At 57.6% G+C, this 15,636-nt stretch carries 13 protein-coding genes; 8 read left to right on the forward strand and 5 right to left on the reverse strand.

What is annotated here, in order from left to right:
- The first annotated feature begins 57 nt into the window (after positions 1 to 57).
- On the forward strand, positions 58 to 1,722 hold the full coding sequence (pafA, locus tag FAES_RS17810) for an alkaline phosphatase PafA (protein ID WP_015332624.1): 1,665 nt from the start codon (positions 58 to 60) through the stop codon (positions 1,720 to 1,722).
- A gap of 114 nt (positions 1,723 to 1,836) precedes the next feature.
- On the opposite strand, the gene FAES_RS17815 is transcribed toward pafA, so the two are convergent.
- Entirely contained in the window at positions 1,837 to 3,405 is a 1,569-nt protein-coding gene (locus FAES_RS17815; RefSeq protein WP_015332625.1) for an alpha-amylase family glycosyl hydrolase, read from the reverse strand.
- A gap of 578 nt (positions 3,406 to 3,983) precedes the next feature.
- Here FAES_RS17815 and FAES_RS17820 point away from each other — a divergent pair.
- The 3 genes from FAES_RS17820 to FAES_RS17830 all read left to right on the forward strand — a co-directional run bounded on the left by FAES_RS17820 (position 3,984) and on the right by FAES_RS17830 (position 9,670).
- The gene (locus FAES_RS17820) at positions 3,984 to 7,418 is read left to right on the forward strand and encodes a pyruvate carboxylase (protein WP_015332626.1); all 3,435 of its coding nucleotides are present in this window, start codon (positions 3,984 to 3,986) and stop codon (positions 7,416 to 7,418) included.
- 191 nt (positions 7,419 to 7,609) lie between these two features.
- Positions 7,610 to 8,110, forward strand: coding sequence for a hypothetical protein (locus FAES_RS17825; protein WP_041258066.1), 501 nt, complete (start codon positions 7,610 to 7,612; stop codon positions 8,108 to 8,110).
- Between the two features lie 183 nt (positions 8,111 to 8,293).
- Positions 8,294 to 9,670, forward strand: a complete 1,377-nt coding sequence (locus FAES_RS17830; RefSeq protein WP_015332627.1) for a M28 family peptidase — start codon at positions 8,294 to 8,296, stop codon at positions 9,668 to 9,670.
- Positions 9,671 to 9,675: 5 nt separating this feature from the next.
- Here the strand turns inward: FAES_RS17830 and FAES_RS17835 are convergent, their stop codons facing one another.
- The 3 genes from FAES_RS17835 to FAES_RS17845 all read right to left on the reverse strand — a co-directional run bounded on the left by FAES_RS17835 (position 9,676) and on the right by FAES_RS17845 (position 11,793).
- Positions 9,676 to 10,248, reverse strand: coding sequence for a DUF2911 domain-containing protein (locus FAES_RS17835; RefSeq protein ID WP_015332628.1), 573 nt, complete (start codon positions 10,246 to 10,248; stop codon positions 9,676 to 9,678).
- A 128-nt stretch (positions 10,249 to 10,376) separates the two neighbouring features.
- Positions 10,377 to 11,096, reverse strand: coding sequence for a sterol desaturase family protein (locus tag FAES_RS17840; protein ID WP_015332630.1), 720 nt, complete (start codon positions 11,094 to 11,096; stop codon positions 10,377 to 10,379).
- 115 nt (positions 11,097 to 11,211) lie between these two features.
- Complete coding sequence (locus FAES_RS17845; protein ID WP_015332631.1) at positions 11,212 to 11,793, reverse strand: Crp/Fnr family transcriptional regulator; 582 nt, start codon at positions 11,791 to 11,793, stop codon at positions 11,212 to 11,214.
- Between the two features lie 209 nt (positions 11,794 to 12,002).
- On the opposite strand from FAES_RS17845, the gene FAES_RS17850 reads away from it, so the two are divergent.
- The 4 genes from FAES_RS17850 (at position 12,003) to FAES_RS17865 (ending at position 14,748) form a co-directional block, all read left to right on the forward strand.
- Entirely contained in the window at positions 12,003 to 12,791 is a 789-nt protein-coding gene (locus tag FAES_RS17850; RefSeq protein ID WP_015332632.1) for a rhamnogalacturonan acetylesterase, read from the forward strand.
- Between the two features lie 92 nt (positions 12,792 to 12,883).
- A complete protein-coding gene (locus FAES_RS17855) occupies positions 12,884 to 13,447 on the forward strand; it encodes an NUDIX hydrolase (protein WP_041259134.1) in 564 nt (187 codons plus the stop codon).
- 156 nt (positions 13,448 to 13,603) lie between these two features.
- Positions 13,604 to 14,401: an SDR family oxidoreductase gene (locus tag FAES_RS17860; RefSeq protein WP_015332634.1), complete on the forward strand. Its 798-nt coding sequence runs from the start codon at positions 13,604 to 13,606 to the stop codon at positions 14,399 to 14,401.
- Between the two features lie 107 nt (positions 14,402 to 14,508).
- Complete coding sequence (locus FAES_RS17865; protein ID WP_015332635.1) at positions 14,509 to 14,748, forward strand: hypothetical protein; 240 nt, start codon at positions 14,509 to 14,511, stop codon at positions 14,746 to 14,748.
- A 73-nt stretch (positions 14,749 to 14,821) separates the two neighbouring features.
- On the opposite strand, the gene FAES_RS17870 is transcribed toward FAES_RS17865, so the two are convergent.
- Positions 14,822 to 15,628 (reverse strand): sterol desaturase family protein, encoded by an 807-nt coding sequence (locus tag FAES_RS17870; protein WP_148289393.1) that lies wholly within the window; start codon positions 15,626 to 15,628, stop codon positions 14,822 to 14,824.
- Positions 15,629 to 15,636 lie beyond the last annotated feature (8 nt).

Raw genomic sequence — 15,636 nt, forward strand, 5'->3', positions numbered from 1 at the left:
GCTTCATGAGCGCAGTTTCCTCACTGTGTTGCCTTCGAACGGTCTTTTCTGCCCATTATGCGTTTCTCAACGGCACTCTGTGCACCCCTCCTGTTTTTCAGCACGTTCTCGGTTGTTGGTCAGTCCAAGCGCGCGCTGACGGCTCCGGCTATTCCTTCGTTCCCTGATCGGCCCAAACTCGTCGTTGGCATCGTCGTCGACCAGATGCGGTACGATTACCTGTATCGGTACTACGAAAAGTTTGGTAACGGCGGCTTTCGGCGGCTCATGGACCAGGGCTATAACTGCCGCAACAACCATTACCATTACGCCGCTACGTATACCGGTCCCGGCCACGCGGCCATTTATACGGGTTCGTCGCCAGCCTACAACGGCATCGTGGGCAACGACTTCTACGACCGGCAGCAAGGGCGGCTCGTGTACTGCGCCGAAGACACATCGGCCCGGAGTGTCGGCAATACCAGCTCAGCAGGCCGGATGTCGCCCCGGAATATGCTGACGACGACCATCGGCGATCAGCTCAAACTGGCGACCGACGGACGCGCCAAAGTAATTGGGGTAGCCCTGAAAGACCGGGGGTCCATCCTACCCGCCGGCCACGCCGCCGACGCCGCCTACTGGTTTGACTCGAAAGATGGCAACTGGATCACGAGCACGTTCTACCGCAAGGACCTGCCCGACTGGGTACGTCGCTACAACGACCGCCGCCTCCCCGATCAGTTTATCCGCCAGAAGTGGGAGCTACTCCTGCCCCTGGACAAATACACCGAAAGCACCACCGACGATCAGCCGTTTGAAGCCACGCTGCCCGGCGAACTGAAAGCCATTCACCCGCACGAATTCGTGACCGTAAGCGGGCAAAGCCGCTATGAAGTGCTCCGCAGCACGCCCTTCGGCGATCAGCTCACGAAAGAGTTTGCGCTGGCAGCGATCGACGGCGAGCAACTCGGCAAAGACAACATCACCGACCTGCTGGCGGTCAGCTTTTCGTCGACCGACTACATTGGCCATGCCTTCGGCACGCACTCGGTGGAGATTGAAGACGAATACCTGAAGCTGGATCGCCAACTGGCCGAGTTGTTCAACGAGATCGACAAGAAAGTGGGCAAAGGCACCTGGATGGCGTTTCTGTCGGCCGACCACGGCGCGGCCGATATCCCCGGCTTCTCGCAGCTTTACCGCATTCCGGCCGATACCAAATCCTACGGCGAAGCGGGTGAAGCGGCCCGCACGGCCCTCACCAAAGCCTACGGCCCCGGCAACTGGGTGCTTCAGTACATCAACCAGCAGATTTACCTGAACACGGCCCTGTTTGCCGAGAAGAAAATCGCCATCAGCGAAGCCTACGAGATCGTTCGGGTGGCGTTGCTGGCCCAGCGCGGCGTCATCAATGTGCTGAACCTGCACAACCTGGGCAACATGGCCCTGCCCGAAAACCAGTTGAGCATGCTGCGCAACATTTACCACCCCAACCGGAGCGGTGATTTCTATGTGATGCTACAGGCGGGCTGGTTTGAAGGCCGTAACCGGGGCACGACCCACGGTACCATGTACCCCTACGACACGCACGTGCCGTTCCTGCTCTACGGCTGGGGCATCAAACCCGGCCAGACCTTCCACCGCACCCAGATCGCCGACATTGCCCCAACGGTCTGCGCCATCCTAGGCATTCTGGAACCCAGCGGCTGCGTAGGCAACCCGGTCGAAGACGCGCTGAAATAAACCGCATTGCTCATTTAATAAGGCTGTCGCGTCCGTTTTATCATTCCGACAACAGGGGAATGACAAAACGGACACGACAGCCTTTTTTATTACTTAGTCAGTACTAATGCGTTATCACTTCCGCAGCACCACCACGCTGTACGGCGGCAGGGTCAATTGGTCTTTCTGAAGCGTAGCGGTGGCTTCTGACGTGAAAAGCATATTTCTGAAGCGGCGTTCAGCGGTAGGTAAGGTAACGGTGCTGGGTACGTTGCCGAGGTTGTGCACCACCAGCACATCGCCCGACGCGTGGGGCCGCACAAACGCCAGCACCCCGTCCTGACGAATGCTGCTCGGTTGCAGGTTCGGGTTCAGCACCTGCGCCAGCGCGGGCGTTTGGCGGCGCAGGGCGATCAGCTTCCGGTAGTGGTTGTACAGCGATTTCGGATCGGTCTGTTGCTGACTCAGCGGCGCCACGGTCGAGTCGGTCGAGAAACGGGGCGTCTGCCAGCGAGTGCGGGCGGTATCGGTAGCGCGGGTCGTCCACAAAAACGGCTCCCGGATCAGCTCGTCGGGTTTAGTGCCGAGCATGCCCAGTTCTTCGCCGTAGTAGATCCAGGGTTGGCCGGGCAGGGTCAGCAGCAGACTCGCCGCCACGCGCATCCGGTTCGGGTCGCCCCCGACGATCGAGCCGATCCGGTTCTGGTCGTGGTTATTGACCATCGTAGCGCTTACAAACGCGGGATTTTCTTTACCGTAGGCGGCGTAATCGGCCAGTAACTTGCTAACCAGGCTGCTATCGCGGCCCGTTTTGGCCATGTTTTGCAGGGCAAAGCAGGCGTCGAAGTGGAAGTTGGCGGGAAGGCCTTTAAAATAGGGCGCCACCTTGTCGGCGGTGTCCCAAACCTCGCCCAGCAGCAGCACGTCGGGTTTTACGGTCTGCAACGCCTGCCGGAATTCCTGCCAGAACTGGTGGTTTTTGGCCACGTCCCACTGCGGGTAAATGTGCTTGGCGGCGTCGAGCCGGAACCCATCGACGCCCACCTCCGTCAGCCAGAACCGGCCGATGTCGTAGAGTTCGCGGCGTAGCGACTGGTTATCCATGTTCAGGTCGGGCATGCCACCCCAGAACAGCCCATAGTATTTTTCGGCATCGGGCGAGGCGCTTTCACCACGCGGTGTGTGCCAGGGGCGCAGTTCCCACGAGTCGGCGGTGCGTTCACGATAGGCAACCCCCATCGAGTCGATGGCCCGCTGCGACATCCAGACGTACCAGTTGCGGTAGGGCGACTGCCGGTCGGCCACGGCGGCCTTGAACCACGGGTGCTGGCTGCTCGAGTGATTGATGACAAAGTCGAACAGCACCTTCATCTTACGGCGGTGCGCTTCGGTCAGCAGCCGCTTGAAATCCGCCATGGTGCCAAATTCCGGGTCGATGCCCCGGTAGTCGGTCACGTCGTATTTATGGTAGCTAGGCGACGGGCTCACGGGGGTCAGCCAGAGCACGTCGGCGCCTATCTGTTGCAGGTAATCGAGCTTAGCCGTGATGCCGTTGATGTCGCCGATGCCATCGCCGTTGGAGTCGGCAAAGGAGCGAACAAAAATCTGGTAGCCGACGCGGGGCGGTTCGCCAACCGGCTGGTTTTGCGCCAGCAACCGATGGGTACTGATCAAAAAGAGGAAGCAATGTAAAAAGCGACGCATTGTGAGCTGTGGGCCGTTGGATGACCCCGATAAATCCAGTTTAGTCGTAAAATGAGTCTACAAAAGTAGGGGTTGCCTTACCCGTCGTCGTGCCACTTTACCAAGGCGGGGCAGCTAGCGAAACCAGATCAACTACCTACAAATCAATCCTTTACCTGACCGGTACGTAAACTGGCACGGTCAATTCGGCCGAACGGGGAAACACGTACCTGACCGGATGGCTGATCCGTCGTTGGCGAACGGCCCCGTGTCGGCACAGGCCGCTGCTCGCCTAAACTCGTTTGGATTTGTCCATAAAATGATGAAGTTTCCGTTCGGGCAGGCTTCTACAGGTAAGCGATTGGCGACTTGGGCAATTACGCTCCATGGCTCGCTCGACTTGTCTGGTAACCTACTGGGCAGTTACTCGTTTAGCCCGCCTACTCATTGCATTGATTACCGAGTAACCCTGTACTATTTGGGGAATTAGCGGATTTTTCGATCGATTGCGCTTTCAATCGTTTCTATTAGCAAATTTTCAACATTTTTGCTCTATTGTTTGCCATTATACAATCTGAAGCCGTTTCCGTTGCCATTTTATGAAGGACTACATCCGCCCGATTAATCGCCTGCTGGTGGCTAACCGGGGTGAAATTGCCATCCGCATCATGCGGGCCGCCACCGAACTGGGCATCACCACCGTCGCCGTTTACACCTACGAAGACCGTTATTCCCTCCACCGGTATAAAGCCGACGAAGCCTATCAGATTGGGCGTGATGAAGACCCGCTCAAACCGTATCTCGACGTGGAGGGTCTTATCCTGCTGGCAAAAAACAAGAAAATCGACGCCATCCACCCCGGTTACGGCTTCCTGTCGGAGAACGTGACGCTGGCCCGCCGTTGCCGGGAAGAGGGCATCATCTTCGTGGGGCCCACGCCCGAGGCGATGGAAGCGCTGGGCGATAAGGTACGGGCCAAGAATCTGGCCACCAAAGCCAACGTACCGCTGATTCCCGATTCACGCGAAGAAAACATGAGTCCCGACCGGGCGATGGCGGAAGCCTCTCGCATCGGGTTCCCCGTGATGGTGAAAGCCGCCGCGGGCGGCGGTGGCCGGGGTATGCGCGTGGTACGCAACCCCGACGACTTTGAAAAAGCCTTTACCGAGGCTAAAAACGAAGCCAAAAACGCCTTCGGCGACGATACCATCTTCCTCGAAAAATTCGTAGAAGACCCCAAGCACATCGAAGTGCAGCTCCTAGGCGACACACACGGCAACCTCATTCACCTCTACGAACGCGACTGCTCGGTACAGCGCCGGTTCCAGAAAGTCGTCGAAGTGGCCCCATCCTTTGGCCTGAAACAGGAAACCCGCGAGCAGCTTTACGCCTACGCCATCAAGATCGGTAAGGCGGCGGGCTACAGCAACGCCGGCACGGTCGAGTTTCTGGTCGACAAGGAAGAGAACATCTACTTCATCGAGGTGAACCCCCGGATTCAGGTGGAACACACGATCACGGAAGAGGTAACGGGCATCGACCTGGTCCGTACCCAGATTCTGATCGCGATGGGCTATAAGCTCTCCGACAACGGCATCTACATTAACCACCAGGACGAAGTGCCGCTCAACGGCTACGCCATTCAGTGCCGCATCACCACCGAAGACCCCGCCAACGGCTTTAAGCCCGACTTCGGCACGATTATCGCCTACCGCAACGCCGCCGGTTTCGGTATCCGCCTCGACGAAGGCAGCAGCTACCCCGGCGTGAAAATCTCGCCCTATTTCGACTCGATGATCGTGAAGGTCTCGGCGCGGGGCCGGACGCTCAAAGGCGCGACCCAACGCTTACAGCGGGCCTTGGTCGAGTTCCGGATTCGGGGCGTGAAGACCAACATCTCGTTCCTGCAAAACGTACTGAACCACCCCATTTTCCAGCGGGGCGAAGCGCGGGTGTCGTTCATCGAAAACCACCCCGAACTGTTCAAGCTCCGCAAGCCACAGGACCGCTCGACGCGGGTGTTGCGCTACCTGGGCGAGGTGGTCGTCAACGGCAATCCCGAAGTAAAAAAGCGCGACGACAGCAAGGTGTTCCGCACGCCTGTGGTGCCGTTTACCGAGCCGTATTCAGCCTATCCCTACGGGAACCGCAACCGCCTCACCGATCTGGGCCGCGAGGGCTTTGCCAACTGGGTGAAGGAGCAGAACCAAATTCTGTACACCGACACCACCTTCCGCGATGGGCATCAGTCGCTGCTGGCCACGCGGGTACGTACCCAGGACCTGCAACGGGTAGCCGAGGGCTTCGCCAAAGCCCACCCCGAACTGTTTTCGATGGAAGTGTGGGGCGGCGCGACCTTCGACGTGTCGATGCGCTTTCTGTACGAGAGCCCGTGGAAACGGCTGCAGGCGCTGCGTGAGGCCATGCCCAACATGCTGTTGCAGATGCTCTTCCGGGGCTCCAACGCCGTGGGCTACTCGGCCTATCCCGATAACCTGATCGAGACGTTCGTGGAAAAATCGGCCGAAACGGGCATCGACGTGTTCCGCATTTTCGACTCGCTCAACTGGGTGGAGGCGATGAAAGTGAGCATCCGGGCCGTGCGCGAACGTACCCAGGCCCTGGCCGAAGCCGCCATCTGCTACACGGGCATCGACGAAAAATACACGCTCCAGTATTACCTCGACATGGCCCGCCAACTGGAAGACGAAGGCGCGCACCTGCTGTGTATCAAGGACATGGCGGGTCTGCTGAAACCGCTGGAAGCCACCACGCTGGTGACCGAGCTGAAGCAGGCGCTGAGCATTCCGGTGCACCTGCACACCCACGACACGGCGGGCATTCAGGCGGCAACGTACCTAAACGCCATCAACGCCGGGGTCGACATCGTCGATTGCGCGTTGGGGGCGCTGTCGGGCCTTACCTCGCAGCCGAATTTCAACTCGGTGGTGGCAATGATGCAGGGCCACGAGCGCGAATGCCCCGTCGATTTGCCGTCGCTGAACGCCTACTCAAACTACTGGGAGGACGTGCGCGAGTACTACTATCCGTTTGAGAGCGGCATGAAAGCAGGCAGCGCGGAGGTCTACGAAAACGAGATTCCGGGCGGGCAGTACTCAAACCTGAAACCGCAGGCCATCGCCACGGGCCTCGGCGACAAGTTCGAAACGCTGAAAAAGAACTACACGGTCGCCAACCAGTTGTTTGGCAACATCATCAAGGTAACGCCCTCGTCTAAGGTGGTGGGCGACATGGCCATTTTCATGACGGCCAACAACCTCACGGCGCAGGATGTAGTTGAGCGGGGCGAGTCGCTGTCGTTCCCCGAGTCGGTGAAGGAGTTGATGAAGGGCATTCTGGGTCAACCCTACGGCGGTTTCCCGGAGGATGTACAGAAGGCGATCCTGAAAGGCGAAGAACCCATCACGGGCCGCCCCAACGAGCACCTCGCCCCGATCGACTTCGACACTGATTTCGCCCAGTTTCAGGAGAGCTTCCCGCAGGCCGACGGCTTCCTCGATTACCTCTCGTACAAGATGTACCCGAAGGTGTATGAAGAATATTACAAAGCCACCGAGCAATACGGCGACGTGAGCGTGATTCCGACGCCCGCCTTCTTCTACGGCCTCAAGCCCAACGAAGAGATCATCGTGCCGATTGCCGAGGGCAAAAACATCCTGGTGCGGTTGCTGTTCCAGTCGGAGGCCGACGCAATGGGCATGCGGACAATCACCTTCGAGCTAAACGGCCAAAGCCGGCAGGTGCAGGTACGTGACAAGGCCCAGAAGGTGGTGAAAGCGCAGAACCAGAAAGTAAGCAAACCCACCGACGTGGGCGCGCCGCTGCAAGGCCGCCTGACGCGCATTCTGGTGAAACCCGGCGACGAGGTAAAGAAAAACCAGCCACTGTTTGTGATCGAAGCCATGAAGATGGAAAGCATCGTGGCCGCGCAGCAGCCCGGCACCGTCAAGCAAATCCTGCTCAAGGAAAACACCACCGTCGAGCAGGACGACTGGGTTTTGGAGATGGCGTAACTGGCTTTGTGTAAGCAATTGAAGGAGTTCGTTTCTGCTTTATCGCTGTGATGGAGCAGAAACGAACTCCTCTTTTATGCACCAGTTCGACTCAGGAAAACCGTACGTTTTGGCGCTTATCCCGATTAAGCCACATGACGTTCGATCTGTGCGTCGCCTTCATCAATACCTACTAAAGTGAGCATTCTACTATGACCGAGTTTGTCATTGAATCCCTGAAGATACTGTTTAATGTTTTCGTAAAAGGGGTGGTGAGCATCATCGTGATTGTTGGTGTTTTGTTGATAGGGCTGTCCATCTACGGCTACTTTAACCGAATTCCAACCACCGATCTACATCTGTCCCACGTTGACCGGGATACGACAGTTTACATCGGAAAAGCGACAAACGATGCTCGGTTTGGCGGGCAGCTTTCGGTTTGGGTAACAGGCAATGTCAACGACTCTGGCGCAGTTATTAAGTATTTTTATCCGCCTGAATCAGAATGGGCCACGAAATCAATAGTGATGCCCAAAGGGAAAATTGACACGATGGTTACGGGTGACTTCTATGATGAGCGAGCCCGGATAACGTACCTACACAAAAGAGTTCGTACCGGGCATTTGCGGATACGGGCTGTTTTCTCATACCCGCCCGAGGAGTGGCCGTTCCGATCGAAAGAAACTGGTGGCTGGCAGCGAATAAAGCAGTAAGCGGGATCCGACGCGACAGTTAGGCAGATGACAAGCGTAATTCTCGGTATCTGATCATGCATCGTTGTGATCTTCGTTCACTTTTGTTCCAGACGGGCTACTCAGGTACGTTACATCGGCTAGCTTGCTGAATCGTTATATTTGGCTGGGGCTAATTGGCTCCTGTCAACATACACCTGATTCATGCTGAAACCTTTCCTTTTTTGCGTGGCCCTCGCCGGGTCCGCCTCAACCGTTTTCGCCCAGACGCCACCAGCCGATTCGGTCGTTATCCGGTCAATCTACAATGAAGCGCTTACCAACGACAAAGCCCACGACTGGCTGCGCTACCTGACGCAGCAAATCGGCCCGCGGCTCAGTGGTTCGGAAGGCGCGAAAAAAGCTGTTGCCTGGACCAAACAACTGATGGAGCAGCAGGGCTTCGACCGGGTGTTTCTTCAGGACATCATGGTGCCGCACTGGGTACGTGGTGCCAAAGAAGAAGCGTATATACTGGCCGACAAGCAGAAGACGGTGGTGCCGATTGCCGCGCTCGGCGGCTCGGTAGCCACCCCCGCCAAGGGCGTTCAGGCGCAGGTGGTCGAAGTGAAAGGCCTCAAAGAGGTGGAGCAACTTGGCCAAGCAGGCATCAAAGGCAAAATCGTGTTTTTCAACCGGCCGATGGACCCGACCAAGATCAACACGTTTGAGGCCTACGGCGGGGCGGTCGATCAACGGGGCAGCGGCGCAACGTTTGCTGCCAAGTTTGGGGCCGTCGGGGCCATTGTCCGGTCGATGACCAACGCGCTCGACGATTTCCCGCATACGGGCAGCCTGCGCTACGGGCCGGGGGTTCCGCTCATTCCGGCGGCAGCCATCAGCACCAACGGGGCCGAAAAATTGAGCGCACTGCTCAAAGCCAACCCGGCGCTGACGTTCTATTTCAAACAGAACTGCGAATCCTTGCCCGACGCGCCCTCGCACAACGTAATTGGTGAGATCCGGGGCAGCGAGAAACCCGACGAGATTATCGTCGTAGGCGGCCACCTCGACTCCTGGGATCTGGGGCAGGGCGCCCACGACGACGGCACTGGCTGTATGCAGTCGATCGAGGTGCTGCGGATTCTGAAAGCCCTGGGCTACAAACCGAAGCGCACGATCCGGGCCGTCATGTACATGAACGAAGAAAACGGGCTGCGCGGCGGCGTGGGCTATGCCGATTACGCGAAGAAAAACAACGAAAAACACATCGCCGCCATCGAGTCCGACGAAGGCGGTTTTACCCCGCGCGGCTTTGGCATCGTGGGCACCGACGCGCAAAAAGCCAAAGTGCTGACGTGGCGTAATCTGCTGACGCCCTACGGTCTGCACGAGATTGGCGTAGGGGGCGGTGGTGCCGACATTGGTCCGCTCGCGCAATTGGGCACGGTGCTGTTTGGCTTCAAACCCGACACGCAACGCTATTTCGACTACCACCACACGGCCGCCGACCGGTTCGAGGCGGTTAACAAACGGGAACTCTCGCTGGGTGCCGCTTCGATGGCCGCGCTAACGTACCTGATCGATCAGTACGGGTTGTAAAGCCCTTACAGGCCAATAGGTACGGCGACCATAGCGGTATCCCAGCCCATGTACATGGTGGCCGTCGAGGCGTCTTTCTTCGCGAACTGGATCGAGAAGTTTTCGATGACCGTGTCGGATTTCTGCACAGGTACGTTCACGCGGGCCACATCGAGCGCCGGGTTGTAGCTGTAGGCGCCCCACTGATCCAGATCGGAGCTGAGGATGATTGTCCACTCGGTTTCGGTGGGGAGCAGCAGCAGGGCATAGTTACCCGCCGGGATTTTCTTGCCGCCGATCGTGACGTCCCGGTAGAATTTGATTTCGGGCGCTTCGTTGGCCCCGGCCCGCCACACCTTGCCGTAGGGGACCATTTTGCCGAATACCTCGCGGCCATTTTTGGCGGGGCGGCTGTACGTTACCCGCACCATGGCTTTGTCGGAGCCGATCTTGGCGGGGGCAAACTTGCGGTCGTGGGCATAGTCGTCGGGGTAATAGGCCATGTCCATCGGTGATTTGTCGAGGCCCCGGAAGGTCTGGGCGGTGGCCCCCGTTAGGGTAATCAGCAAGAAGCCGAGCAGTAAAGCCGTCTGTTTCATACTATCTGTCTGGTAGCAACGTACCCACGCCCGGTGTAGGCCAGGTTGGGTACGTTGCCGGGGGTTTGTGTGCCTAAAGATAGCCCTCCCTGCGTGACCGTTTGCATCCGTTTGTCCAGCAAGACGGTTCACTCCTTATGCACGTCCCGAAACCGGAGCATGTCGGTCAGGCGGAGTTCCCTGGTCTCGTCGAAACCGCAGGTCGATGTGAACTCCTTCGGGTTGCGGTACGTCCCGAACAGCATGTCCCACCAGACAATGTCGCCGTAGTTATGGCTGTGCTTTTCGTATTCGTGGTGGATACGGTGCATTTCCGGACGCTGAAAAATATAGCCGATCCACTGCGGCGTTTTTATGTTGGTGTGGTAGAAGAATTCACCAAGGGCCGTGCACAGCGTGTAGATGGCACCGGCTTCGGCATTCAGGCCCAGCAGCGTGTAGACCAGCAAACTGCCGATGATGGAGTTAACCGTCATTTCGAGCGGATGCTTGTAGAACGACGTGATCACTTCGAGCCGTTGGGGACTGTGGTGAATCTGATGGAAGCGCGTCCACAGAAAATCGACGGTATGCCGCCAACGGTGCCACCAGTAGAAGATAAAGGTGGCGATGAAGTAGGCGATGACGCCGCCCGCCCAGGGGCCAACAGACCTGGACAGATGAAACAGCGACTGAGCCGAGAGCCATTTCTCCCAGGTGAAGCCAGCCACGACCACGACGATCAACTGGATGAAATTGATCGCCAGCACCCGAATGGTCCATGTGGGTACGTCGGGCAGTTTCCAGCCGGGGAAAAGCCGTTCGACAATAAAGCAGAGCGCGAATACGCCAAAAATAATTGGTAACATACGGTTTCAGGGGTTGATGTGACCGCGGGGGTCAGCCTGGTAAAACATAGCTCAAACCAACATCTTTCAGCCGACCCTCGCCTTGACGAATGTCAATTTCGGCGTTCGGCCACCGTTACGTTTTTCGTCCTCGTAACCGGCTCAGCGTTTCGGCTGAAATGCCCAGGTGCGAGGCGATGTGCTTGAGTGGCACCCGACTAAAAATCATGGGAAAGTCGATCAGCAATTGCTGGTAGCGTTCGCTGGCGGTCTGCATGCGCAGGTTCAACGACCGCTGTTCGCTGAGCACGTAGTATTTCTCCGTCAGCAACCGCCCCACCAGATTGAACGCCGGGTAGTCGCGATACAGTTGCTGGAGTTGCTCGTAGGTAATCGACCAGAGTGTACCGTCGGTCAGCAATTCGATGTATTCCTGCGCTGGCTGGCGGGTGTAAAAGCTGACGATGGAGATGATGAAATCGCCCTCACGCATGAACCAGGACGTGACTTCGCGCCCTTCTTTAAGGTAATAGCCCCGCACCACGCCCTGCTCGATGAAATAAATCCGATCGGCTTGCTGACCGGGTTGCAGCACCCATTGCCGGCGCAGGTACGTTTCGCGCCGGAGCCTATCCAGGATTGCGACCTGTAGATCGGGCGGCAGGGTCGTCAGGGCTTGCAGGTACGTCAGCAACGGGTGTGTTGGGGCGGATTCCATTTCGTTTTCGCGATGAGAGGCACAAAGCAATAACGAATCCCTTTTGTGCTGTCGCCTGTCACCGAGCCAACTTTACCTGTGCGACCGTATGCATCCGCCCCGCTACACCCGTCATGACTTGGTCGATCAATGGCACAAGGCGATCGCCTGAACAGTAGCTGGCCCATCGGCGCGGCTTCTATCGGTCAGGTACTTAACCGGCTCACTTTATGTCTGCATACCGTCTTCTTTTTCTGGCTGGTTTACTGCTTTGTCTGGCGGGTATTCCACCGCAGCAACCAACGCTGTACATCATTGGCGATTCCACCGTTCGCAACGGGTCGGGGGTGGGGGCCAATAGCCAGTGGGGCTGGGGAAGCGTCATCCACACCCATTTCGACACCACGCGGCTGGCGATCGAGAACCGGGCTATCGGTGGACGGAGTAGCCGCACGTTTCTCACCGAAGGCCGTTGGGATGCCATCCTGCAAACCCTAAAACCGGGCGATTTCGTGCTGATGCAGTTTGGTCACAACGACGGCGGCGCCATTAACGACACCACCCGGGCGCGGGGCAGTATCCGGGGTACTGGCGACGAAACGGAAGCGATTGACAACCTGCTGACGAAGAAGCACGAGATCGTTCACTCCTATGGCTGGTACATGCGGAAGTACATCAACGATACGAAAGCGAAAGGAGCCACGCCCATTGTTTGTTCGCTGGTCCCGCGTAACGTCTGGAAAGATGGCCGGGTGGAGCGGGGGTCGGCGAGCTACGGCCGGTGGGCCGCCGAGAGCGCCCAGTCGGCAGGGGCGTATTTTATCGACCTCAACGAGATCATTGCCCGGAAATACGAAGCCGGTTACGATGAAGCTAAATTGAAAGCCGATTTCTTTCCCGCTGACCATACCCACACCAACCGGGCCGGGGCTGAACTGAATGCGGCCGCAGTTATCGAGGGGCTCCGGCAGTTACCAGCCTGCTCGCTCAACCGCTACGTCGTTGCGCAAGGCAAGTGACCTGAGCTACGTTATGACCCCAAAAGCGACCGTTTGCCTCCCGTCGCAAGTGCGTTATGGCCGGGCGGCCGGGTACGGATTATCTTTGCGCTATGCAGACCCTTGAGTTCCCCAACGATCCGCTGCCCTGGCAGGTTGAACAGTCCGATTATATCCACCGCGAACGCTGGTTTACTGTCCGTAAAGACGCCATCCGTATGGCCGGAGGCGGCTACATTCCGGATTATTACATCCTGGAATACCCCGACTGGATCAACGTGGTGGCGGTCACGACGGCGGGCGACCTGGTGCTGATCCGGCAATACCGGCACGGGGTGGCGGGGGTGCACTACGAACTCTGCGCGGGCTGTATCGACCCCGGCGAAGACCCACTGGCAGCGGCGCAACGCGAACTGCTCGAAGAAACGGGTTTCGGCGGCGGGACCTGGCAACCGCTGATGACACTGTCGGCCAACCCCGGCACCCACGCCAACCTGACCTATTGCTTTTTGGCGCTGGGCGTGGAAAAATTACAAGAACAGGAACTCGAAATCACGGAGGAGATTTCGGTCCACCTCATCCCCCGCGCCGAGGTGCTGCCCCTACTCGACAGCGGGCAAGTTATGCAATCGCTGCACGCCGCGCCCCTGCTGCGGTATTTGGTGGGTGGTCATTAGGCTGCGCCGTCATTGGTGGTTATTCGTAGTCATTGGGCTGCGCCGTCATTGATGGTCATCAATGACGGCGCAGCCCAATGACTACCAGCTAATCTTTTCCCAACAACCGGGCTTGCTTTGGGCTTTCCGTTGTACACAACCTTTCTGAACAACGGTATGGCATCAACACAGAACGAATTAGGGGGAAAAGTGGCGCTTGTTACGGGTGCCGGGTCGGGCATCGGGAAAGCGGCGGCGCTGCTGATGGGCAAGCAGGGTGCTACCGTAATTGCCCTGAGCCGCACCGACAAAGAGATCAACGAGACGGTGGCGGAGATCGAGCAGCAGGGTGGCAAAGGCCTGGCCCTCACCGCCGATATTGCCAACGCCGACGATATGAAGCGCGTTTGCGACACCATCGATCAGCAGTTTGGCCGACTCGACATCGTCTTTGCCAACGCGGGTATCAACGGCGTCTGGGCGCCCATCGACGAACTTCAACCCGAGGAGTGGCAAAAAACCATCGATAACAACCTCACCGGCACGTACCTGACCATCCACTTCGCCGTACCGATGCTAAAACGGCAGGGCGGTGCCATTGTGATTACGGCCTCGGTCAACGGAACGCGCATTTTCAGCAATACCGGCTCAACGGCCTACTCCTGCACCAAAGCGGCTCAGGTAGCGATGGCCCAATTGCTCGCGCTGGAGTTGGCCAAAGACAAAATCCGGGTGAATGTGGTTTGCCCCGGTGCCATCGACACCAACATCGACGACAGCGCCCAACAGCGTGATATTGAGCAGATAAAAGAACCCGCCGAGTTTCCGCAAGGCAGCATCCCGCTCACCGACGGGAAACCGGGAACCAGCGAGGAAGTTGCCGACCTGGTGCTGTTTTTGGTATCGGACCGGGCGCGGCACATCACCGGCACGCCCGTCTGGATCGATGGGGCCGAGTCGTTACTGATGGGTTAACATTTGATTAATCGTGGGGCGGTTGGCGCTTATTTCAAAACAGACTTACCGCCAATACAGTTAGGTTGTGAGTTCTGTAACATTCACAAACTAACACTCAATTGACGATGAAAAATGCACTGTTTGCTCTGGCCTTAGGTTGTTTTGTAACCACTGCGTCGTTTGCCCAGGACGACATGAAAGCAAAGGATAAAGACGCCAAAAAAGCCGCGAAAGCCGCCAAGCAAGACGCCCAGCAGATGAAAAAAGAAGCGAAGCGGAATGGCGATATGGCGACCAAGGACATGGCGAAAGACATGAAAAAAGCGGCCAAAGAAGAGAAAAAGATGCACAAAGACGGCAACTAAGCCGTTGGTGCACGAGTCAAGAAAAAGCCCTGCTCCGGTCTTGTATCGGGGCAGGGCTTTTTCGGTTCGAAGGCTAGTGCATTACGGCTTCAGATGCCTTCTGAGCCTGCTTTGGCGTTGTTACGCGCTCCAAAGCCGATGCATAATCAGGACGGGTCGTGCCCATCCATTCGTCCCACCATCGAAAATACAGGCCGTAGTTCCCGTTGAAGAACTGGTGATGCTGGTTGTGGTTCACGGAGGTGTTCAGCCAGCGTCCCAGCCAGTGGCGATGCCAGCGGGCCGGCATCAGCTCCCAGCCCAGATGCCCATACACATTGTATACGATCATGAACAGCAAAAACGTCATGACTGTGTACAGATGCAGGGGTAAAACAAAGGTTACCAGGGGAACGATCAGCGCCTCGACGATGGCTTCGAGCGGATGAAACGCATAGGCAGCCCAAGGCGATGGATTCGTCGATTTGTGGTGTACCAGGTGCATCATCCTGAACAGGCGGGGGTGATGCATCGCCCGGTGCGTCCAGTAGAAATAGGTATCGTGCAGCAGGATCAGGGCGGCAAACGAAAACAGGCCATACGCTGTGCCGTACGCGTGCCAGTCGCGATACATGAGCGTGTGCGCACGAATACCCGTCAGGAAGAGCGTCAGCGAAACAAGGGCAAACACGCCCGTTGTCGCGATGGAATAGCCGATCTCGCGGCGCAAGTCGGTATTTTTGGGGAAGCGGGGCTGAATTTTGCGGGCCGCCAGGCGGTGCCGTCGCCAGCCGTAGTAGAGCGCGTAAAAACTACCCGCGACCAGCAGGTACCGCACCAGATGCACTAGCCACATCAGGAGCCAACCCCATCCTGGGTACGTCTTGATCAGGTCAACCATACGAGGTT

The organism is Fibrella aestuarina BUZ 2 (assembly GCF_000331105.1).
GTDB classification, from domain to species: Bacteria; Bacteroidota; Bacteroidia; order Cytophagales; family Spirosomataceae; genus Fibrella; species Fibrella aestuarina.